General features: G+C 29.4%; 25 protein-coding genes and 1 tRNA gene. 11 read left to right on the forward strand and 15 right to left on the reverse strand.

Annotated features, from left to right (window positions below; translation table 11 throughout):
* Positions 1 to 71 precede the first annotated feature (71 nt).
* The 6 genes from B5L73_RS00260 to purH all read left to right on the forward strand — a co-directional run bounded on the left by B5L73_RS00260 (position 72) and on the right by purH (position 6,422).
* Positions 72 to 332 (forward strand): DUF4212 domain-containing protein, encoded by a 261-nt coding sequence (locus B5L73_RS00260; RefSeq protein WP_085146648.1) that lies wholly within the window; start codon positions 72 to 74, stop codon positions 330 to 332.
* Positions 332 to 2,146 (forward strand): sodium:solute symporter family protein, encoded by a 1,815-nt coding sequence (locus B5L73_RS00265; RefSeq protein WP_085146650.1) that lies wholly within the window; start codon positions 332 to 334, stop codon positions 2,144 to 2,146. Before B5L73_RS00260 ends, B5L73_RS00265 begins: the two co-directional genes overlap by 1 nt.
* A 69-nt stretch (positions 2,147 to 2,215) precedes the next feature.
* The gene (locus B5L73_RS06550) at positions 2,216 to 2,560 is read left to right on the forward strand and encodes a hypothetical protein (protein ID WP_085146653.1); all 345 of its coding nucleotides are present in this window, start codon (positions 2,216 to 2,218) and stop codon (positions 2,558 to 2,560) included.
* Positions 2,561 to 2,600: 40 nt separating this feature from the next.
* A complete protein-coding gene (gene rpe, locus B5L73_RS00275; protein ID WP_085146655.1) occupies positions 2,601 to 3,260 on the forward strand; it encodes a ribulose-phosphate 3-epimerase in 660 nt (219 codons plus the stop codon).
* A 1-nt stretch (position 3,261) separates the two neighbouring features.
* A complete protein-coding gene (locus tag B5L73_RS00280; protein WP_085146657.1) occupies positions 3,262 to 4,887 on the forward strand; it encodes a heparinase II/III family protein in 1,626 nt (541 codons plus the stop codon).
* Positions 4,887 to 6,422 (forward strand): bifunctional phosphoribosylaminoimidazolecarboxamide formyltransferase/IMP cyclohydrolase, encoded by a 1,536-nt coding sequence (gene purH, locus B5L73_RS00285; protein WP_085146659.1) that lies wholly within the window; start codon positions 4,887 to 4,889, stop codon positions 6,420 to 6,422. The genes B5L73_RS00280 and purH overlap by 1 nt, the downstream gene beginning before the upstream one ends.
* Here the strand turns inward: purH and B5L73_RS00290 are convergent.
* The 4 genes from B5L73_RS00290 to B5L73_RS00305 form a co-directional block, all read right to left on the reverse strand.
* Positions 6,412 to 6,756 (reverse strand): 4a-hydroxytetrahydrobiopterin dehydratase, encoded by a 345-nt coding sequence (locus B5L73_RS00290; protein WP_085146661.1) that lies wholly within the window; start codon positions 6,754 to 6,756, stop codon positions 6,412 to 6,414. The two genes, purH and B5L73_RS00290, sit on opposite strands and share 11 nt — an antisense overlap.
* A 9-nt stretch (positions 6,757 to 6,765) precedes the next feature.
* The gene (locus tag B5L73_RS00295; protein ID WP_085146663.1) at positions 6,766 to 7,500 is read right to left on the reverse strand and encodes a class I SAM-dependent methyltransferase; all 735 of its coding nucleotides are present in this window, start codon (positions 7,498 to 7,500) and stop codon (positions 6,766 to 6,768) included.
* Between the two features lie 19 nt (positions 7,501 to 7,519).
* Positions 7,520 to 7,594: transfer RNA gene (locus B5L73_RS00300), tRNA-Gly, on the reverse strand.
* A 48-nt stretch (positions 7,595 to 7,642) separates the two neighbouring features.
* Entirely contained in the window at positions 7,643 to 8,494 is an 852-nt protein-coding gene (locus tag B5L73_RS00305) for a sulfotransferase domain-containing protein (RefSeq protein ID WP_085146665.1), read from the reverse strand.
* A 50-nt stretch (positions 8,495 to 8,544) separates the two neighbouring features.
* On the opposite strand from B5L73_RS00305, the gene B5L73_RS00310 reads away from it, so the two are divergent.
* On the forward strand, positions 8,545 to 9,186 hold the full coding sequence (locus B5L73_RS00310; RefSeq protein ID WP_085146666.1) for an LON peptidase substrate-binding domain-containing protein: 642 nt from the start codon (positions 8,545 to 8,547) through the stop codon (positions 9,184 to 9,186).
* 1 nt (position 9,187) lies between these two features.
* On the opposite strand, the gene B5L73_RS00315 is transcribed toward B5L73_RS00310, so the two are convergent.
* Complete coding sequence (locus B5L73_RS00315; RefSeq protein ID WP_232309659.1) at positions 9,188 to 10,270, reverse strand: FAD-dependent monooxygenase; 1,083 nt, start codon at positions 10,268 to 10,270, stop codon at positions 9,188 to 9,190.
* A 30-nt stretch (positions 10,271 to 10,300) separates the two neighbouring features.
* Between B5L73_RS00315 and B5L73_RS00320 the strand changes: the two genes are divergently transcribed.
* Both B5L73_RS00320 and B5L73_RS00325 read left to right on the forward strand, forming a co-directional pair.
* On the forward strand, positions 10,301 to 12,421 hold the full coding sequence (locus B5L73_RS00320) for a DNA translocase FtsK (RefSeq protein ID WP_232309660.1): 2,121 nt from the start codon (positions 10,301 to 10,303) through the stop codon (positions 12,419 to 12,421).
* On the forward strand, positions 12,421 to 12,969 hold the full coding sequence (locus tag B5L73_RS00325) for a LolA family protein (protein ID WP_232309661.1): 549 nt from the start codon (positions 12,421 to 12,423) through the stop codon (positions 12,967 to 12,969). The genes B5L73_RS00320 and B5L73_RS00325 overlap by 1 nt, the downstream gene beginning before the upstream one ends.
* Here B5L73_RS00325 and B5L73_RS00330 read toward each other — a convergent pair.
* Genes B5L73_RS00330 through hisB form a run of 8 tightly spaced genes read right to left on the reverse strand, consistent with a single transcriptional unit; the run spans position 12,966 to position 16,981 of the window.
* Positions 12,966 to 13,469: a GNAT family N-acetyltransferase gene (locus tag B5L73_RS00330; protein WP_085146671.1), complete on the reverse strand. Its 504-nt coding sequence runs from the start codon at positions 13,467 to 13,469 to the stop codon at positions 12,966 to 12,968. The two genes, B5L73_RS00325 and B5L73_RS00330, sit on opposite strands and share 4 nt — an antisense overlap.
* Positions 13,466 to 13,831 (reverse strand): histidine triad nucleotide-binding protein, encoded by a 366-nt coding sequence (locus B5L73_RS00335; protein ID WP_085146673.1) that lies wholly within the window; start codon positions 13,829 to 13,831, stop codon positions 13,466 to 13,468. Before B5L73_RS00335 ends, B5L73_RS00330 begins: the two co-directional genes overlap by 4 nt.
* Positions 13,828 to 14,100, reverse strand: coding sequence for a phosphoribosyl-ATP diphosphatase (gene hisE / locus B5L73_RS00340; RefSeq protein ID WP_085146676.1), 273 nt, complete (start codon positions 14,098 to 14,100; stop codon positions 13,828 to 13,830). Before hisE ends, B5L73_RS00335 begins: the two co-directional genes overlap by 4 nt.
* 1 nt (position 14,101) lies before the next feature.
* Positions 14,102 to 14,857: an imidazole glycerol phosphate synthase subunit HisF gene (hisF, locus tag B5L73_RS00345; RefSeq protein WP_085146678.1), complete on the reverse strand. Its 756-nt coding sequence runs from the start codon at positions 14,855 to 14,857 to the stop codon at positions 14,102 to 14,104.
* Positions 14,850 to 15,566, reverse strand: a complete 717-nt coding sequence (gene hisA / locus B5L73_RS00350; protein ID WP_085146680.1) for a 1-(5-phosphoribosyl)-5-[(5-phosphoribosylamino)methylideneamino]imidazole-4-carboxamide isomerase — start codon at positions 15,564 to 15,566, stop codon at positions 14,850 to 14,852. Before hisA ends, hisF begins: the two co-directional genes overlap by 8 nt.
* Positions 15,563 to 15,757 (reverse strand): hypothetical protein, encoded by a 195-nt coding sequence (locus B5L73_RS00355; protein WP_085146682.1) that lies wholly within the window; start codon positions 15,755 to 15,757, stop codon positions 15,563 to 15,565. The genes hisA and B5L73_RS00355 overlap by 4 nt, the downstream gene beginning before the upstream one ends.
* A gap of 1 nt (position 15,758) precedes the next feature.
* Entirely contained in the window at positions 15,759 to 16,385 is a 627-nt protein-coding gene (gene hisH, locus B5L73_RS00360; protein WP_085146684.1) for an imidazole glycerol phosphate synthase subunit HisH, read from the reverse strand.
* 5 nt (positions 16,386 to 16,390) lie between these two features.
* Positions 16,391 to 16,981, reverse strand: coding sequence for an imidazoleglycerol-phosphate dehydratase HisB (gene hisB, locus B5L73_RS00365; RefSeq protein WP_085146686.1), 591 nt, complete (start codon positions 16,979 to 16,981; stop codon positions 16,391 to 16,393).
* A gap of 91 nt (positions 16,982 to 17,072) precedes the next feature.
* Here hisB and hslV point away from each other — a divergent pair, with 91 nt between their 5' ends.
* Complete coding sequence (hslV, locus tag B5L73_RS00370) at positions 17,073 to 17,588, forward strand: ATP-dependent protease subunit HslV (protein ID WP_085146693.1); 516 nt, start codon at positions 17,073 to 17,075, stop codon at positions 17,586 to 17,588.
* Positions 17,588 to 18,961, forward strand: coding sequence for an ATP-dependent protease ATPase subunit HslU (gene hslU, locus B5L73_RS00375; protein ID WP_085146695.1), 1,374 nt, complete (start codon positions 17,588 to 17,590; stop codon positions 18,959 to 18,961). The genes hslV and hslU overlap by 1 nt, the downstream gene beginning before the upstream one ends.
* Here hslU and B5L73_RS00380 read toward each other — a convergent pair.
* Complete coding sequence (locus tag B5L73_RS00380) at positions 18,956 to 19,369, reverse strand: Smr/MutS family protein (RefSeq protein ID WP_085146697.1); 414 nt, start codon at positions 19,367 to 19,369, stop codon at positions 18,956 to 18,958. The two genes, hslU and B5L73_RS00380, sit on opposite strands and share 6 nt — an antisense overlap.
* The gene (locus B5L73_RS00385) at positions 19,370 to 19,966 is read right to left on the reverse strand and encodes a Tim44/TimA family putative adaptor protein (RefSeq protein ID WP_085146699.1); all 597 of its coding nucleotides are present in this window, start codon (positions 19,964 to 19,966) and stop codon (positions 19,370 to 19,372) included.
* Positions 19,967 to 19,970 lie beyond the last annotated feature (4 nt).

Below are 19,970 nucleotides of genomic sequence, written 5' to 3' on the forward strand. Positions count from 1 at the left end.
TTTAACACTTTAAATCTATTTCATAATGGTTATGGTTTTGGCCAGTTATAACTAAAAAGAGAGAGGTATAAATGTCAAAACAAGAACAACACTGGGAAAAATCCAAGGGTTTGCTAATGATGACGTTAGCAATTTGGTTTGTTTTCTCAATTGGCATCTTCCTATTCGGGGCTGAAATGAACGAAGTTACGGGACCATTTGGTTATCCGTTAACTTATTGGTTCACATGTCAAGGTTCTCTTGGAATTTTCGTATTACTGATTTTCTGGTTTGCGAACAGGCAAGAAAAAATTGATGAAGAGTTCGGCTTCAGTGAAAGAGGAGATGACTAATGATAAAAGGTAATTTTATAGACAATTTACCTAAGGTTTATGGAATCTATACAGGTGGTTTTTTAGCTTTCATAATCATTATGTCAATTGCCGAGCAGATGGGTATGACAGCGAAAACAATTGGTATTTGTTTCGTTGCCTTCACGGTAGCCATCTATGCTATAATTGGTTATCTATCACGTACAGCTCAAGCTGATGCGTATTACGTAGCTGGAAGACAAGTACCAACCGTGTTCAACGGAATGGCGACAGCAGCAGACTGGATGTCTGGTGCATCATTCGTTGCAATGGCAGGTGGTATTTACTTTAAAGGTTACGGTTATATGGCACTACTTGTAGGTTGGACTGGTGGATATGTATTAGTTGCATCACTATTAGCACCATACCTAAGAAAATTTGGCTGTTACACAGTTCCAGATTTTATAGGAACAAGATACGGTGGTAATTTAAGTAGATTTATGGCGGTAGTGGTATTAACTGTTGCTTCATTTACTTACGTGACTGCACAAATTAACGCCACAGGTACAATTGCATCTGTTGCACTTGATATTCCATTCCAATACGCTGTATACGTTGGACTTGTAAGTATCTTACTTTGTTCAATGCTTGGTGGTATGAGAGGGGTAACTTGGACACAGGTAGCTCAGTATATCGTACTAATCATAGCTTACTTATTACCAGTATTCTGGATCAGTAACAAAATGGGTGCGGGTTTCTTCCCTCACTTCATGTTAGCTGATGAAGTTTCTAGAATAGCTGAATTAGAGGCTCAGTTTGGTTTTGTTAAAAACTCTGCTGAAAATCTAAAAGAAGTGCCAAAAGGTTTGGCTGGAATAACTAAAGCTCACTCAGCGGTGAACGCAACACCTTGGGCATTTATTTCATTAGCGTTAGCGATGATGATGGGAACAGCTTCATTGCCTCACGTTATGATGAGATATTTTACTACTCCAAGTGTAAAAGCAGCTAGAAAATCAGTAGGTTGGTCATTATTCTTTATCTTCCTACTTTATTCTTCTGCTCCAATGTTAGCGACACTATCTAAGTTGTCATTGATTGATCCGTCACTACCAACAGGTATTATCGGTAAATCAATAGCTGAAGTTCAATCGATAGATTGGTATCAAAACTGGAACCAAGCAAACTTAATGTTTGTAAGCGACTTTAACGGAAATGGAACTCTTGAATTAAACGAGTTTTTCATGGGTGGTAAAGCCGTTGTGTTAGCAACTCCAGAAATAGCTGGATTACCATATGTAATCTCAGGTCTGGTTGCTGCTGGAGGTATGGCTGCTGCCATGTCAACAGCCGATGGTTTGATTTTAGCAATTGCAAACGCAATCTCACACGATGTTTACTATAAGATCATCGATCCAAAAGCTGAGACTGCGAAGAGACTAGTTGTTGCAAGGGTATTACTTGTAGTAATTGGTTTTGCAGGAGCAACAATCGCAGCTCTTGAGATCCAAGGTATCTTAGGTTCAGTAATCTGGGCTTTTGACTTTGCGATGTCAGGACTATTCTTCCCACTTGTACTTGGTGTATGGTGGAAGAGAGCTAACAAAGAGGGTGCTATTGCTGGTATGTTCTTAGGATTAGTTTCTGGTGCTGCTTACCTAATTTGGGTAAGAACAGGCGGAAGTGGATTCTTAGGTATTACTCAGTTAACGTTTGGTATCTTCGGTTCAGCTGTCAGCTTAGTAGCAATGGTTGTAGTGAGTTTAATGACTCAAGCACCAAACGCTGCAACGCAGAAAATGGTTGATGAGGTTCGTGTACCAGCTGGTAAATCGATCCTTGGCAAACAACACTAAATAATCTTTTTAAGGGGCGATTAATTTCGCCCCTTTTAATTTCGATCTTTTTCCAATATAAATTTCTTAATGTCGGCTAACTTTCATCCTTTAGTATATATAATTGACTATATTCTTGGGGTAATCATGTGGACTTTGATTGGAAGGGTTGCAATGAATATTTTTCAAAGGGAGGATTCTCAATTTTTTTTCATGAGGGTCTTTGTTAAATTTACCAATCCTTTGATCAACTTATTCAAACCCATAACTCCATCTTTTATCATACAACCAATCGTACCTCTTTATGTCGCTTGGTTTTTCTTCATGATAAGGTTTTACTTTATGCCTTGGGTTTTAGGATACTCAGTGATGGGTATGTTATCATTTCCATTAGAAAGTGAGATTTCAAGACAAATTTATCAATTTTTTAATTAAATTAGATTTTAAAATTTGGTACTAGTTAATTTGATAACCAATGAAAAAAATACAAATTTCTCCTTCGATATTATCTGCTGACTTTAGTCAATTAGGAAATGAAATTAAGAGACTCGAGGATGCGGGAGCCGATATGATACATGTTGATGTAATGGATGGTCATTTCGTTCCCAATTTAACTATTGGACCTCCAGTCATTAAGGCTCTTAGAAAATATTCAGAATTAACTTTTGATGTGCATTTAATGATTTCACCTGTTCACAAATATATAAAGGATTTTGCAGATGCAGGAGCTGATATAATTACTATACACCCGGAAGCTACTGATAATTTGGCAGAGTCAATAAAACATATTAAAAGTTTTAAAAAAAAGGTTGGTATTTCTCTAAATCCAAATACTGAGGTCAACATAATAGAAAATGAATTAGAAAATGTAGATTTGATTTTAGTCATGAGTGTACATCCAGGTTTTGGAGGTCAGAAATTTATTCCTGAAGTTATTAAAAAAATTGAATTATTAAAAAAACTTAAAGATGATAAAAATTATAAATACGATATTGAAGTGGATGGTGGGATAAATTTTTCTAATTCAAAGGATGTAATAAATGCAGGTGCAAATATTCTTGTATCAGGAACTACAATATTTAAAGAAAACAACGGAAACATTAAAAAAAATATAGAAACACTTAAAGAAGTGTAGAATGCTGTTAGATGGATTTTTTGAAACCTTAAGTGAGTTTACAGACATAATAAAAAAAAAATTCAGAAATATTTACCAAAATTCGAGTTTCTACGAAAAGAAAATCTCTAAAACTTTTGATAATGAGTTCATATACAAACCAAGTCCTCACTTACTTTCATCAATAATCAAATACCAAAACAAAAAATATAAAATTGAGGATTTTGAACTAGAGACAGTTTGGAATAATCAAATTAAATCTAGAGATTTTAAAAAATTGAATAATTTTTTTTGGTTGTTTAGTCTTGACCTTAAATCCTCAAAAAATTCTGTGAAAAAAGTTATAACTAATTGGATAAACAATAATAGTCACTTCAAAAAAGAAAGTTGGGAATTTGATATGACTGCTAAACGTATTATCTCTTGTCTATCTAATCACCAGCTTACTTATGACGATAATGATAAAGAATATAGATCAATATTTGATCACATGATTCAAAAACAAACTAATCATTTATTAAATGAGATAAAAAACTCTAAAGATTTAGAAAATAAAGTAATTGGTTGCACAGCAATAATTCTAACAGGACTATGTTACAAAATTAATAAAAACTATTTAGAGATTGGATTAAGTTTTCTAAAGAAAATTACTGTCTCCTCAATAGATAATCAAGGTTTTACAAGATCAAGAAATATAAAACAGTTAATTTTTTTTTTAAAATATTTTGTTCTTATAAGAGAATGGTTTAAAGAAGCTCAAGTTGAAGTTCCAGATCACATAGAAGAAAATATTTATTACTTTGGACAAGGTTATGCTTTTATAAGACAAAATATAGCTACAGATCTTTTGTTTAATGGGAATAATAATTCTAATACTTATGATTTAGATAATTATCTTAAGAGGCTTGGTTATAAATTTAAAAATGAAAACAAAGATTATGGTGGATATATTATCTTAAAAAACAAAAAAATTTGTTTAGCAATGGATGCAGGATCTTCACCGAATTCCAAGTATACTCACGATTATCAATCGGGTGCTCTTTCATTTGAAATAATTTCAAATGGAAGAAAGCTTATAACTAATTGTGGTTATTACAAAAAAAATAATCAAAACCTTAATGAGATATCAAAATCTTCTGCCGTACACAGTACATTAATAATTGACGATAATTCCTCATGCAAATTTACAAAAAAGAAAGATGAGTTGATTTTAAAAACAGGTTTAAAAATTACTCAAAGAAATTCTGTGTGTGAGAAAAATTATTGGAAAATCAATGCTGCTCATGATGGATATTTGAAAAAATTTAAATCAATTCATGAGAGAAATATTGAATTTTTTCCTGAGCAAATGAAATTTGTTGGAAATGATAAGATTATTAGAAAAAAAAATAATCATAATTTAAAGTTTGATATTCGATTTCATTTAGAACCAAATATTAAATTAATGAAAACTCAAGATAATAAATCCATTTTAATAGAATTGGAAGATGAGGGTTGGAAATTTACTTGTGATAATTATGAAATTAATATTGATAATGGATTATACTTCGGTAATAAAAATTCATATATTGAGAACCAAAATATTTTTATATCTGGAATATTAAATAATAATGAAGAGAACGTTAGATGGGAAATTAAAAAGATATAATGAAAAAAATTAGATCAGCTTTAATATCATTATCTGATAAATCTAATCTTAAGCCTTTATTACAAGAATTGAGTAGAAATAATATCAAAATGATTAGTTCTGGTGGAACATTTAAAGCAATTAAGAAACTTAAATTCAAATGTTTAGATGTTTCAGATTTTACAGGATTTAAGGAAATACTTAATGGAAGAGTCAAAACTTTACACCCAAAAATACATGCTGGAATTTTAAACAAAAGGAGTAACAAATCTCACTCTAGTGATATTAAAAAAAATAATTTTGAGAATATTGATTTAGTAATAGTTAATTTCTATCCATTTGAAAAAACAATTGAACAAACTAAGAATCATTCAAAAATAATAGAAAATATTGATGTTGGCGGGCCAACTATGGTTAGAGCTGCTGCAAAAAATTATAATGATGTGACTGTAATAACATCTGTTGATCATTATTCAGAACTTATAAATGAATTAAAGAAAAACAAAGGTAGCACTTCACTTAAATTTAGAGAAAAAATGTCTAGATTAGCATTTGGTGAGACTGCGTATTATGATGCTGTAATTTCTAATTATTTTAATAAGTTTTACAATATTAATTTCCCTAAAAGAAAAATTCTTTATACTAATTTAGTAGAAAAACTTAGATATGGAGAAAATCCCCACCAATTAGGTGCCTTTTATTCTCAAAACATAAAAAATAAATTAGAACAAATACATGGAAAAACTTTAAGTTATAATAATTACAGTGATATTTTTGCTGCACTTACCATTTCAAAATCACTACCAAAAAATACTGGTACAGTTATTGTCAAACACGGAAACCCTTGTGGCGTCTCGGCTTTAAAAAATAATTTAGAAAGTTATAAATCTGCCTTAGAAACCGATCCAATAAGTGCATTTGGTGGTATCGTTTCATGTAACTATAAGGTCACTCAAAAACTCGCTTTTATGCTAAATAAAATTTTTCTTGAAGTAATTGTGGCCAATGGTTTTGATAAAAAGGCTCTTAAAATATTAAAATCAAAAAAAAATCTTAGGCTGATAGATTCCTCAAAAATTTCATTCAGTGAAGTATGGAAATTCAACTCTTTAGATAATTTTACACTTATGCAATCAGAAGATAAAAAGATTTTTTCAAAAAAAGATTTTAGAATTGTTTCAAAAAAACAACCAAGTAAATCTCAGCTTGATAATTTAATGTTTGCATTTAATGTTTGTCGATATACAAAATCAAATGCAATCGTTCTTGCTAGTAATAAATCTACTATTGGCATTGGATCAGGACAACCCAGTAGATTGGACAGCTGTAAGATTGCAGTAGACAAAATGAACAAGTTTTCAAAAATCAAAAATGATATTGTAGCTGCATCAGATGCTTTTTTTCCATTTGTTGATGGGGTAGAAAAACTAGTTCAGTCAGGAGTTAGTGCAATAGTTCAGCCTGCTGGATCAATAAGAGATAAGGAAATTATAAAATTTGCTAACGAAACAAATACTGTTTTGATTTTTTCGAAAACTCGTCATTTTAGACATTAATAATTTTATCAATTTTAGCAGCTAATATAAAATCGTTTTCAGATAAACCTTCGATAGCATGAGTTGTAATATTAATCCTAGCATATCCCCATCCAAACATAATATCTGGATGATGCCCCTCGTTCTCTGAGACTCTTCCTACCTCATTTACAAATTTTTGACTTTCTATAAAATTTTTAAACTCAAATTTTTTTTCCAAAAGATAAACTTTTTTATCATTTTGAACAATTTCCCAGCCATCTACTTTTTTTTGATATTTATGAATTTCAGAAATATCAAAAGCCTTAACACCACCCTCACAAGGAACACATTTTTTTTCTAATAAATCACTCATAAATAAAAATTATACTTTTTTTAATATCATTATTCCATTCCAAAAACTTGGGTGACAATGGTTATTAGCAGTTTTTATCTCTTTTATGATTTTAAAGTTAGATTTAGTTTTGTTTATAAAGTCTAATGTACCCTCATAGACTTCATCAAAGTTTATGTCATCAATTAATACTACAGAACCAATATTTAAGAATTTGTCAGCTATTTCTAAATTTTTAAATTGATTATTATAAGAATGTTCTCCGTCATAAAAATAAAAATCAAATTTATCTTTGGTATGGTCTAAAGACTCAAAATATTTTTCATAATCTTGCTCAAAAAAAAAATGATTACTTTTTTTTGAATTTTCAAAATTTTTAATGAAATCATTTTTTGGTCCTGTAAATTGAGAAAAATTATCAACACCAATTACTTTACATTGGGTATTAATCATCCCTGCAACTAAGGAAAAGCCTTTCCAACATCCAATATTTAAGTAAACCTGATTTTTAGATAAATTTTTACATATTCTGTTTATCAAGTATCCAATAGCGTATGTTGACATGCTATCTATCTTAATTAATTCTTTTCTTAAATCTAAATCAATCTTTTCTTTGTTTATAATACAATTATCAAAAACGTAATTTTTTTCTTTTTTAAAAATTTTATAAAAAGATTTCATAAATCTAAATTTATAAGAAGATCTATAATCATCTTTTGGACTAACTTTGAAACTTATGTCATTAAATATATTTTCAATATTCATTTACAGACAATTTAAATTTTGGAGCGGGCAAAGGGGGTCGAACCCTCGACCTTCTCGTTGGCAACGAGACGCTCTACCACTGAGCTATGCCCGCAATATAATTTAATATAGAGAAAGTAAATTATTATTTCAAGAAATTAAGTTATTTATAATCTAATTCAATTAAATTCTTTTTAAAAATATTATTTAATTTCTTAACAAATTCTTTATCAAAGTTTTCTTGCCAATTATTCTTTGGACCTAAATGGAAAAAAGGTATCTTTTTTTTTTCTTCTCGTGAGATAATAGACTCACTAAACCCATTTGTTTCTTCTATTTTTTTTAAGTTTTCAAAAGAAGTAGTGTTAACAGCGTTTTTAGCTTTTTCCCTACTGAATCCACTTTTATCATTTGTTAGTTTATTTATGAATTCTATTATCTCTTTAAATACAAAAAAAGTTTCTGACAATAAATCTTCATATTTTAAAAATTTTGTTGGTAATAAGTTGTTATTTTTCCAAGATTGATAATTTAATTCCCAAGAACTTATAAATTGATAATCACTATAATCCTTTTTCTTCTTAAAATCATAAGTAAAGTTTTTTTTATCTTGCATCACTTCTAAAGCTTTATCGTGATCGATTTGAAAATGTCTGGACATGGAGTCTAAAACATTTCTAGGATCTCTTACTATATAAATTCCACCAAGTGAATTAGCTCGATTTGTAAAATCATAATTTCCCAATTTCACTAAAGCATTATGTGTCTTGAAAAATTTTATCCTTCGGTCTTCATTAATTTTTTCTTGCGCTAAGACCCATAATCTCGAAGTATCTCCTGGTATTGATAAATCATAATCAAAACTTTCTAAATATTTTTTTACAGGAAACTGTTGAATATTCTTTAAATGATTATCACCAAGAAAAATGCCGTCTTTTGTATAATAATAAGCACTTATCAACGATCTTAACCATGTGTTTCCATTTTTAGGATAAGAAGCGAGCCAAATTATCATATTTTTATCTTTTAATTATTTTTATATTATTAATATATATTTAATAAATTATGAAACTTCCAAAAACTATACCTGTTTTTCCGCTCAGTAATTTTATAATTTTTCCTAAAACTACAGTGCCTTTAAACATTTTTGAACCAAGATATATAGATATGGTCAATGATAGTATGAAAGCAGATAAGTTTATAGGCATGGTTCAACCAAAAATCACAAAGAATTTCGATGATAATAAATTACCTTCACTTCATAAAGTTGGTTGTTTAGGTAAAATTACAAGCTTCAAAGAAGCTGATGATGGAAGATATTTAATTGACCTAAAGGGTGTAATTAGATTTGAAATCAAAAAAGAAATAGATTCAAATAAAAAGTATAGAGAATTTGAGATAAATTTTGAGAATTTTTTAGATGATTTAGAAGAAAAAAAAGAAAACTTAAAATTTTCTGATTTGGAACTTATTTTCAAAGATTTAAAAACTTTATTTGAAAAAAGAGGATTTATCATTAATTGGAAAGCTCTAGAAAAACAAAGTTTAGACGAAACAATAAACGCTCTAGCGATGACATCACCATTTAGTCTGGAGGAAAAACAAGTTTTATTAGAAGCTAAAAATCTAGAAATTAGAAAAACAAAAATTTCTGAAATTTTAAACACTTATACTTACGATCAATTTGATAATACCACTCTTCAATAAATTAATTTTGTAAACCCATATCAGCGATATTTTTAAAATATTTGTTTAATATTTTATTCTGTCCAATTAATCTAGCTGTTGAGTCAATTAAATCCTCTCCGATCTTATTTTCAGAATTAAAATATTCATAGATAAAATTAATTCCTTCCGAAAAAACAAAATTTTTACTTTTTACATTATTCTGAAATTCAACACATACACTTTGATCTATAGGTAAACCAAGCTTTATTTTATAATCAACTATTTTTAAAAATTCCTTAATATCTCTAATTGACATATTAAAACCTTGACCAGCTAAAGGATGAAGTTTATGTAACAAATCTCCAAAAGCTAAAATGTTATCTTTATAATATTCCCTCAAATTTATTGATTTTAATTCAAATTTTGAAATCTTATGAATTTTCTTAATTTCATATTTTGGATTAAACTTATTAATTATTTTGTTAATTTCTAATTCAGTTTTATTTTTTTTTATTCTTGCAGAATAAACAATTGAAGTCTTGTCTTTCGATATTGGCAAAAATGCTATCGGGCCATCATTTGTAAAAATCTGTGTTGCTTCATTATTAAATGATAATTTTTTATGATCTATAATTGTTGTGAATGCAATACTATTGTATTTTTTTTCAAATTTTTTTGAAAAATATTTTTTTGTTATTTCATTTCCGGTGTCACAATTGATTATCAAATTGTAACCTAAATTAACAGATTTTTTATATTTTACATATTTTTTGGATTTAAAAAATTTATTCTTTTTAAGTTCAATAGTTAGTTGATTAAATATTTTTTGATTCTGTAAGATTGAAAAGAGATTGTTCTTTTGATCCTCGAATTTTAAAATTTCTTTATTGTTAGAGTTTTCTGTAAAAATTTTTATTTTTTTAATTGGCCACAACATTTTTTTAATATTTGATATTTCCCTATTAAAATAATCAATATTTGATTTTGAAATTCCAATTGTACGATTAGTATCTATTTTAGTGTTTTTTTTCTTATTAAATAAATCAACAAATATCTCTTTTTTAACTAAGGCTTTTGCCACAGCTAAGCTAGTAAGGTTATCACCCAATATACAGACTTTCATAATAAATTTAATTTTAACAAGAAAAATTAGATGATACAAAGTGATAAATTTGATTCACTTAATATGAACGTAAAAAAAATTGTTAATATAACTCTTATTTTTATTGCTAAAAGGCTAACAGAAATATTTGGTTTCCTGATATTATCTGCTGGTATCTTTTTATTTGTCTCATTAGTTTCATATTCTCCGGATGACCCAAATTTTATATTTCCTGAGAATACAGAAATCAGAAATCTTTTGGGTTTTAGGGGAAGTTATATTTCTGATATTTTTTTTCAATCAATTGGCTTGATCTCTTATTTAGTCTCATTAACTCTAATTTTTACTGGTATAAATATCATTTTAAGAAAGGATTTTTTTTTAATAATTGAAAACATTTTTTATTCAATTTTATATTCAATTTTTGGAACAATATTTTTAAACCATTTTTATAATACTGCTTTTGCCCTTTTTATTAACGGAAACGGGGGTTTTATAGGAAACTATTTAAATGAAAATTTTTTCAAAAATTTATTAAGTTTAAACGAAAATATATCCTATTATTTTTTAATCATCTTAATAGTCAGCCTTTTTTTTCTTAGTGTAAATTTTAGTCCAAAGAAACTTTTTAATGTTCTTAAAAAAATTAATTTTCTCAATCCTAAAAGTAACAAAAATTATACAGACAAAAGTGAGGTTATTAATGAATATATTCCACAAGAAGAAATTAAAAATTTAATCCAAGAAGATCTACCTTTTATAAAAGCTGACGAAATAAAAAAAACTGAAATACAAAAATTTAAATTGCCTAGCCTAGATTTACTTAAAATTCCGTCTAAAAAGGAAAGAGAGAATTCTGAAAAAAACCAATCAAGCGATCCTGAATTTTTAGAAAAAATATTATTAGATTTTGGTGTTAATGGAAAAATCAAAAAAATAAGTCATGGACCAGTTGTTACATTGAATGAATTTGAACCTGCTGCTGGTGTAAAGGTTTCGAAGATTATAAATCTATCTGACGATATCGCGAGAAATACTAGTTCTGAGTCAGCAAGAATTTCAACCATTCCAGGAAGTAACACTGTTGGAATTGAACTACCTAATTCATCAAGAGAAAATGTTTACTTAAGTGAGATTTTAAATAACTCCGACTTTAAGAAAAAAGAAATTAAATTACCGATCGCTTTAGGTAAAAGTATTTCTGGAAATCCAATAGTTGGTGATTTATCCTCAATGCCTCATTTATTAATAGCTGGAACAACTGGATCTGGAAAATCGGTTTGCATCAACACAATAATATTATCACTGCTTTACCGACATACTCCTGAGAGATGTAAATTTATTTTAATTGATCCTAAAATGCTTGAACTATCAACATATGAAGGTGTGCCTCATCTTTTGTGTCCGGTGATAACTGAAGCGAAAAAAGCTGCCTCAGTTTTAGGATGGGTGGTTAAAGAGATGGAAAGTAGATACAGACTTATGACTAAAGAAGGAGTTAGAAATATAGATGGTTACAATTCAAAACATAAACTTCCAATGCCCTATATAGTCGTAGTAGTCGATGAAATGTCAGATTTGATGTTGGTTGCAGGAAAAGAAATTGAAAACTATATTCAAAAATTATCTCAAATGGCAAGGGCAGCTGGCATACACATTATCATGGCTACTCAAAGACCGAGTGTTGACGTAATTACAGGAACGATTAAGGCAAACTTTCCTACAAGAATATCTTTCCAAGTGACATCTAAAATAGACAGTAGAACCATATTAGGAGAACAAGGTGCTGAACAATTATTAGGTAAAGGAGATATGTTATACATGTCATCTGCTAATAGAGTTGTGAGAATACATGCCCCATTTGTATCTGACAATGAGATTGAAAATATAAACAATTCTTTAAGATCTCAAGCAGAACCAGATTATGTGGACGAAATTCTTAATTTTGCGGATGAAAAAGAAATAGGCGATGGATCCAAAAATATGGGTGATAAAGATGAACTTTATCAAACAGCTGTAGAAATAATAAAATCTGAAGGGAAAGCATCAACGTCTTTTTTACAGAGAAAACTACAAATTGGATATAATCGAGCAGCAAGAATAATTGATATGATGGAAGAAGAGGGAATTGTGAGTAAAGCCAATCATGTAGGAAAACGTGATGTTCTTTAATGATGAATAGGTTTATTTTTTTATTTCTTTTATTTTCAATTGTTGAAGCTTCAGCGAACATTAAAGAAAAGATTATTCAAAACTTAGAAACCACTAATAACTTAACATTTAACTTTGAGCAAAACGTTAACGGTAAAACAGAAAATGGTCATTGTGCTCTTTCATACCCTCAAAAGATATTTTGCAAATATAATTTAAAAAATAACAAAATTTTAGTTTCCAATGGAAAATCCATAGTCATAAAAACTAATAGTAGCTATTACTTATATCCCCTTAAACGAACACCATTAAATTTAATATTAAATAAAAAATTTTTAATTAATAAAATCAAAAATTTAGATGAAAGAATCTTGGATAAAAAATTTATAAATTTTAAGTTTTTTGAAGAAGATTTTGAAGTGAATATTTTCTTTGATTATAACACTCTTGATTTGATTGGTTGGCAAACTACAGATATTTATCAAAATCTTAGTATCACTTTTTTAGATTCGGTTAAAAGAAATCAAAAATTAAATAGTAATTTATTTAATTTACCTCAACAAAATTAAATCGAAATAGACTCCGTTTTATAAATTCTCATGCCCCTTGAAATATAATTATTTAATGCATTTTTATGGTCTAAAGAGCAAGTGTGTACCCAAACTCTATTAGTATTTTCAGAAAAAGAATTTTTTATAGCTGATGTTAAAAGGAAAGAGCCTAATTTTTTATTTTGATATTCTTTGAGTAAACCAAGATAAGCAATTTCTGTCTCTTTTTTTTCCTCATGGAAAATAAGTTCAAAATACCCAGCCATATCGTTAGCTTTTTTAAGAATATAAGTTTTTACCTTTTGATCAGAAATATATTCGATCCATTGTTTATCTGTCCAAACTAACCGATCTGTCCATCGATGTTCTTTGCCAATACTTTTATAGAAAAACTTATTTATTTGAAAATCTGCTGGATCACTAAGATCAATTAAACAGTCTTCTGGAGAGAATTTAGATTTTTTTAAGTCTTTAAGTGAATTGATTTCTAAGTAATTTCTTTCAACTTTAGTGCTCACTCCACCATCTTTCCAACTTTTTCACCTCCAAAAAGGTGAAAATGTAAATGAGGTACTTCTTGACCACCGTGTTCAGATATATTAGCTAAAGCGCGATAACCTTTTCCGGTGTCAACTGATATACCAAGTTTTTTTGCAACAAGACTAATACCCTTTAATAAACCCACCATTTCCTCTGGAGAAGCTTTTTGACTAAAATCATCAAAGTCAATATATTTTCCTTTAGGTATGACCAGCGCATGGATCTTTTTTTGTGGGTTAATATCATGAAATGATAAAACGTGATCATCCTCGTAAATCTTTTTACAGGGAATTTCCCCTCTTAAGATTTTAGCAAATATATTATTATCATCGTAACTCATTTTTTTCTTTTATTGAGTTCTTCCATTACATCCTCAATTTTCACATCATTTGCTTCTAGATACATTATCAAATGATAAAAAACATCAGCTGCTTCATGAATTTTATTTGAATTTTTTTCTACTGCCTCAATAAGTTCATTGATTTCCTCTAGGATCTTTTCTTTGCTCAATGATTTATCGCTAAGTAATTTATTAGTGTAAGAACCATCTACTGGAGTTTTTTTCCGCTCTCTTGCAAGATTAAATAAGCTTTCTAAAGTATTAAGCATATTAAATTCTAACAGGTATTCCTTTTGAGTCCAAATAATCCTTGGCTTCTTTTACCGAGTATTTTCCATAGTGAAATATTGAAGCTGCCAAAACTGCACTCGCTTTACCTAATTTAATTCCATCCACTAGGTGATCTAAATTTCCCACGCCGCCAGATGCAATAACTGGAATATTTACTTTAGATGAAATTTTTGACATTAGATCAATATCATAACCTACTTGAGTTCCATCTCTGTCCATAGAAGTTACTAATAATTCCCCTGCACCATTTTTTTCCATTTGCTCAGCATACTCCAATGCATCAATACCACTATTATTTCTTCCTCCGTGAGTAAACACTTCCCACTTATCTCCATTTTTTTTAGCATCGATTGCAACTACAATACATTGAGACCCAAATTTTTTTGAACTATCTACAACTACTTTTGAATTTTCAACTGCCGCAGTGTTAATGGAAACTTTATCAGCCCCACAATTAAGTAATTTGTTAATATCTTCAACAGTTCTAACACCACCTCCTACAGTTAGTGGTACAAAACATTTTTTTGAAGTTTTCTCGACTACATCATAAATAGTATTTCTATTTTCATTTGAGGCAGTAATATCTAAAAAGCAAATTTCGTCTGCTCCACCATCGCTATAAATTTTGGCTTGTTCTACAGGATCACCCGCATCTTTTAGATCAACAAAGTTAATACCCTTAACAACACGACCATTTTTTACATCTAAACAAGGTATTATTCTATTTTTAAGCATCTTCTTTTACTAATTCTTTTAATCCTATATCACCATCATAAATAGCTTTACCAACGATTATACCCTCAACATTTTCTAACTTCTTTGCTTTCTTGATATCATCTATTGATGAAACTCCGCCAGATATAATCACTGGACATTTCGACATTTCTGCAACTTTTGATGTTTCCTCAAAATTTGGGCTTTGTTTCATACCATCTCTATCTATATCAGTATAAATCAATCTACTAACACCATAGTCGTTGACTTCTTTTAAAAACTCTAAAGTCAGTTGGTTAGAATTTTCTTTCCATCCAGATACTGACAAATATCCATCTTTGGCATCTAAACCTAAGGCAATATGATCTTGAAATTTTTCACATGATTCTTTTAAAAAATTTTTGTCTTTAATAGCAGCGCTCCCCAAAATTACTTTCTCAACACCAACATCAATATATTTTTGAATACTATCAATACTTCTAATACCACCACCTACTTCAACTTTTAAATTATATTTACCAACTATATCCTGAATAATATCTAAATTTACTGTTTCACCATTTAAAGCACCATCTAAATCAACTATGTGTAAATTTTTAAATCCATGATCTTTAAATTTTCCTGCTTGATCAACTGGAGACATTTCATATTCAGTTTTATTATCAAAATCTCCTTTAACTAATCTTACACACTTTTTGTCTTTAATATCTATAGCTGGAAATATTTTCATTTTGAATATTCCTTATAAATTTCTTCTCTTTCTATTTTATTCATACCTTTGGTTTTTTCTATAAACTCATTTCTTAGATCTCGCGATTTAAATATATAAAAACAAACAGTATCCTTGCTATGATAAATTGCTTTTAATTCATCATCTATTTCATTTAATTCACTCGGAATATCTGTTTTAATACAAATCATTTTATAAGTTTATAAAATTACTAATTATTTTAAGTCCTATCTTATCGCTCTTTTCGGGGTGAAATTGGGTTCCAAAGATATTTTCTTTTTCAACAGAACAAACAATATTTGATGAATAATCTGTTGTAGCTGAAATCACTTTTTTATCATTTGGTACAAATTCATAACTATGAACAAAATACATATGAGAATTATTTTCTATATCTTTAAAAATTTTACTATCTTTGACAATATTGATTTGATTCCAACCGATATGAGGAAGTTTAAATATTCCATTTTGATTATCTATTTTTGAAACTTTTCCTGAAATCCATCCTAAGCCTTTAGTTTCAGTTTCTTCATAACCAACATCTGCAAACATCTGCAAACCAACACAAATTCCAAGTAGAGGTTTTTTATTAGTTATTGCAAATTCATTTAAAGTATCTGTGAGACCTTTAATTTTATTCAAGGCATCTACACAACTTTTAAATGAGCCCTGCCCTGGTAAAACTACTTTGTCACTTGATTTTATCTTATTCAAATCTGAGGTAACCTCGATAGTTACTTTATCTTTTGCAACTTCTTTAAAAGAGTTTATTACCGAGCTTATATTGCCCGATTTATAATCAACAATTGTGACGTTCATTAAACTTATAAAGAACCTTTTGTAGAGGGAATAGTTTTTTTATTCCGTGGATCTATTTCTAATGCAGTTCTTAGAGACCTTGCTAATCCTTTATAGCAAGACTCAATAATGTGGTGACTATTGTCCCCATAAATATTTTCAACGTGTAGAGTAATACCAGCAGCTTGAGAAAACGCTTGAAACCATTCTTTAAAAAGTTCTGTATCCATCTCTCCGAGCTTTTCTACTTTTAAATTAACTTTCCAAATTAAATAAGGTCTATTTGAAATATCAATTGCAACACGTGATAGAGTTTCATCCATTGGGATCATCGCATGAGCATACCTTCTGATTCCAACAGATTTTTTCAAAGCTTTTTTTAAAGCTTCACCAATAGCAATTCCTGTATCTTCAGTTGTGTGGTGTAAATCAATATGTGTATCTCCTTTAGCTTTTATACTCATGTCTATTGAGGAATGCTTAGATAGTTGTTCAAGCATGTGGTTTAAAAAACCTATTCCTGTGTCAATTTTGTATTTACCTTTACCGTCAATATTTAAATCAACACTAATGCTTGTTTCTTTTGTTTTCCGGCTTATTTTGCCTTTACGCTTCATAATTAAAAACAGGTATACATATATTATTCAATTATGGCAATAATACTAAACCTGGGCTTGAAGTATCAAATTTAGTATCCATTTATAAGCTATGACAACGATTGTGTTAGTTAGAAAAAACAACGAAGTGGTAGTAGCTGGTGACGGGCAAGTAAGTATGGGCAATACTGTAGTAAAAAGCACTGCCTCAAAAGTCAGAAAAATTGAAAAGAGAGATGTTGTAGCTGGTTTTGCTGGATCAACAGCTGATGCTTTAACATTGTTTGAGAGATTAGAGGGAAAATTAGAAAAGCATGCAGGTAATTTATCTAGAGCTGCTGTCGAATTAGCTAAAGATTGGAGAACTGATAAATATCTAAGAAGATTAGAAGCACTAATGGCTGTAGGTGACAAGAACAATAGTTATATAATTTCAGGTACTGGTGACGTTCTAGAGCCTGAAGGAGATGTTATTGGTATTGGCTCTGGTGGTAATTATGCTTTAGCTGCAGGAAAAGTCTTAATGGAAAGTAATATTTCAGCAGAAGAAGTTGCAAAAAAAGCTATAAAAGTTGCAGCCGATATCTGCGTATTTACAAATGAAAATGTCAAAGTTGAAAAAATATAATGGATAAATCAAACGTAACTCAATTACATCCTAAAGGAGATCAACAAAAAGAGGAAGCTTCATTGGTTAGCTCCTTGTCACCAAGAGAAATTGTTTCCGAATTAGACAGGTTTGTTGTCGGTCAAAATAAAGCTAAAAGAGCAGTTGCTGTTGCTTTGCGAAACAGATGGAGAAGACAAGCTTTAAAAGGTGAAATGAGAAATGAAGTTTTACCTAAAAATATTTTAATGATTGGTCCAACGGGTGTTGGAAAAACAGAGATTTCAAGAAGACTTTCAAAACTAGCAGAAGCTCCTTTTGTAAAAGTTGAAGCAACTAGATTTACTGAGGTGGGTTATGTTGGAAGAGATGTAGAACAAATTGTCAGGGATTTAATTGAAATAGCAATTTCAATGGAAAAAGTTAAAAAAAGAAAAGAGGTCTACGCAAAAGCTCAAAAATTAGCTGAGGAAAAAGTATTAGACGCTTTAGTTGGTAAAAAAGCAAGTACGGCTACAAGAGAAAGTTTTAGAAAAAGACTTAGAGATGGTGATCTAGATAATAACGAGATAGAAATAGCTGTTAGTGGAAGTGGTGGTAATAGTACATCATTTGAAATTCCTGGAATGCCTGGTGCTAATGTAGGAATGATTAATATTGGAGAGATGCTTGGAAAGTCTATGGGCAAGCAGGAAAAAAAGAAAAAAATGACAGTAAAAGAATCTCATGAAATTTTGATAAATGACGAGTCTGATAAATTAATTGAACAAGATAAAATAATTAAAGCTGCAAAAATCTCCACAGAAAACAATGGGATAGTTTTCTTAGATGAAATAGACAAAATTTCTGGAAGAACAGACAGGGTTGGTGGAGATGTATCTAGAGAAGGTGTGCAGAGAGATTTATTACCTTTAATTGAGGGAACAACGGTTAATACAAAATATGGACCTATTAAAACTGACCATATATTATTTATAGCATCTGGTGCTTTTCAATTAGCCAAGCCTTCTGATTTACTTCCTGAGTTACAAGGTAGACTACCAATCAGAGTTGAGCTAGAGGCTTTATCAAGTGAGGATTTCAAAAGAATTCTTAAAGAACCAGATTTTAGTTTAATTAAACAGTATGTGGCTTTATTAAAAACTGAAAATGTTGAACTCGAGTTTACTGAAGATGGAATTGATGCAATCGCTAATATTGCTTCCGAGGTAAATGCAACTGTTGAGAATATAGGTGCTAGAAGATTACATACAATAATAGAGAAAATTCTTGATGAAATTAGTTTCACTGCAACTGACAGATCTGGTGAAAAAATCTCAATAAATAAAGAATATATAAACAAAAATCTTGATAATCTTGTCAAAGATACAGATCTATCAAAATTTATTTTATAATTTCTTTTTTAAAAAAATATAAAAAGCCCCACTGCCACCATCTTCAATTTCGGCATCAGTTATAGTTTTTATTTTTTTCATTAAGCTAGAATTATTTTTAATAAAATCAGGAACAGAATTTTTTAAAATACCAAATTTCTTTGAAATATATGGGTCTTTATCATTTTGAGAATGTAGTCCTTTACCTGTAACTATTATAACTTTAGATACCTTTTGATCAAAACAATCAGTTATAAAACTTTCAACTTTTTTGTTTGCTTCATCAAGTGTGTAACCATGAAGATCTAATGATTTAGTAATATGAAATTTATTCTCTTTTTTTTCTAAATCTTTATTTGGTAATCTCTCTTTCTTTTCTAGAAAGTCTTTCCAATCTTTTTTGTCTTTATCTGAAATATTACTGTTCAATTAGGAAAGAGTATCTACTAACTGCCAATTTGGATTATTAGTACTTGTATCTCTTGAAAATACCCAAGTATCATAAATCTTCTTAATTTTTTCTGGGTCTCCAGAAACAATTTTTTTATCTTTATCCCTGATACAAGTTATTACTTCACCTACAAATTCTACGGTTACCTGTAAAATTTTTCCTAAAAACTTATGCTCTTTAATGTTTGCAGAATTTACTCCAATAAAAGTAATTTCTGCAAGATGGCCTCTTTTACCTCTTTCTTTAAGCGCCGTGTTAAATTGATCATAAATTTTATTGCTTAACAAAGGTTTGCTTGTAGTCAGTTTGTTGTCACTATCACCAAAGTCTGTAATGATCGTTTCGTATGCTATTTTAGCACCCTTTAAGAAGTCTTTTTTGGCATTTTCATCGAAATCATTTTTTTTGTTTATCTTCATTTCAGGATTTATATTTTTCATAATTTCCTCAAACTGAGGTGAAGCTTTTCCCTCAAAACCTGTTCTTTTTCCTAGGATTCCTCTGAGTCTTAAAAAGATGAAACCAGCAATCATTGCCAATAAAATAATATCTATATATTCAAAACTATAATTCATAATT

Origin of the sequence: Candidatus Pelagibacter sp. RS39 (genome assembly GCF_002101315.1) — a bacterium.
Lineage (GTDB): Bacteria > Pseudomonadota > Alphaproteobacteria > Pelagibacterales > Pelagibacteraceae > Pelagibacter.

Excerpts from the sequence above, each read along its gene's own strand:
- B5L73_RS00260 (WP_085146648.1), top strand. The coding sequence starts at position 72 with ATGTCAAAACAAGAACAACACTGGGAAAAATCCAAGGGTTTGCTAATG.
- B5L73_RS00265 (WP_085146650.1), top strand. The coding sequence starts at position 332 with ATGATAAAAGGTAATTTTATAGACAATTTACCTAAGGTTTATGGAATC.
- B5L73_RS06550 (WP_085146653.1), top strand. The coding sequence starts at position 2,216 with ATGTCGGCTAACTTTCATCCTTTAGTATATATAATTGACTATATTCTT.
- rpe (WP_085146655.1), top strand. The coding sequence starts at position 2,601 with ATGAAAAAAATACAAATTTCTCCTTCGATATTATCTGCTGACTTTAGT.
- B5L73_RS00280 (WP_085146657.1), top strand. The coding sequence starts at position 3,262 with ATGCTGTTAGATGGATTTTTTGAAACCTTAAGTGAGTTTACAGACATA.
- purH (WP_085146659.1), top strand. The coding sequence starts at position 4,887 with ATGAAAAAAATTAGATCAGCTTTAATATCATTATCTGATAAATCTAAT.
- B5L73_RS00290 (WP_085146661.1), bottom strand. The coding sequence starts at position 6,756 with ATGAGTGATTTATTAGAAAAAAAATGTGTTCCTTGTGAGGGTGGTGTT.
- B5L73_RS00295 (WP_085146663.1), bottom strand. The coding sequence starts at position 7,500 with ATGAATATTGAAAATATATTTAATGACATAAGTTTCAAAGTTAGTCCA.
- B5L73_RS00305 (WP_085146665.1), bottom strand. The coding sequence starts at position 8,494 with ATGATAATTTGGCTCGCTTCTTATCCTAAAAATGGAAACACATGGTTA.
- B5L73_RS00310 (WP_085146666.1), top strand. The coding sequence starts at position 8,545 with ATGAAACTTCCAAAAACTATACCTGTTTTTCCGCTCAGTAATTTTATA.
- B5L73_RS00315 (WP_232309659.1), bottom strand. The coding sequence starts at position 10,270 with ATGAAAGTCTGTATATTGGGTGATAACCTTACTAGCTTAGCTGTGGCA.
- B5L73_RS00320 (WP_232309660.1), top strand. The coding sequence starts at position 10,301 with ATGATACAAAGTGATAAATTTGATTCACTTAATATGAACGTAAAAAAA.
- B5L73_RS00325 (WP_232309661.1), top strand. The coding sequence starts at position 12,421 with ATGATGAATAGGTTTATTTTTTTATTTCTTTTATTTTCAATTGTTGAA.
- B5L73_RS00335 (WP_085146673.1), bottom strand. The coding sequence starts at position 13,831 with ATGAGTTACGATGATAATAATATATTTGCTAAAATCTTAAGAGGGGAA.
- hisE (WP_085146676.1), bottom strand. The coding sequence starts at position 14,100 with ATGCTTAATACTTTAGAAAGCTTATTTAATCTTGCAAGAGAGCGGAAA.
- hisF (WP_085146678.1), bottom strand. The coding sequence starts at position 14,857 with ATGCTTAAAAATAGAATAATACCTTGTTTAGATGTAAAAAATGGTCGT.
- hisA (WP_085146680.1), bottom strand. The coding sequence starts at position 15,566 with ATGAAAATATTTCCAGCTATAGATATTAAAGACAAAAAGTGTGTAAGA.
- B5L73_RS00355 (WP_085146682.1), bottom strand. The coding sequence starts at position 15,757 with ATGATTTGTATTAAAACAGATATTCCGAGTGAATTAAATGAAATAGAT.
- hisH (WP_085146684.1), bottom strand. The coding sequence starts at position 16,385 with ATGAACGTCACAATTGTTGATTATAAATCGGGCAATATAAGCTCGGTA.
- hisB (WP_085146686.1), bottom strand. The coding sequence starts at position 16,981 with ATGAAGCGTAAAGGCAAAATAAGCCGGAAAACAAAAGAAACAAGCATT.
- hslV (WP_085146693.1), top strand. The coding sequence starts at position 17,073 with ATGACAACGATTGTGTTAGTTAGAAAAAACAACGAAGTGGTAGTAGCT.
- hslU (WP_085146695.1), top strand. The coding sequence starts at position 17,588 with ATGGATAAATCAAACGTAACTCAATTACATCCTAAAGGAGATCAACAA.
- B5L73_RS00385 (WP_085146699.1), bottom strand. The coding sequence starts at position 19,966 with ATGAATTATAGTTTTGAATATATAGATATTATTTTATTGGCAATGATT.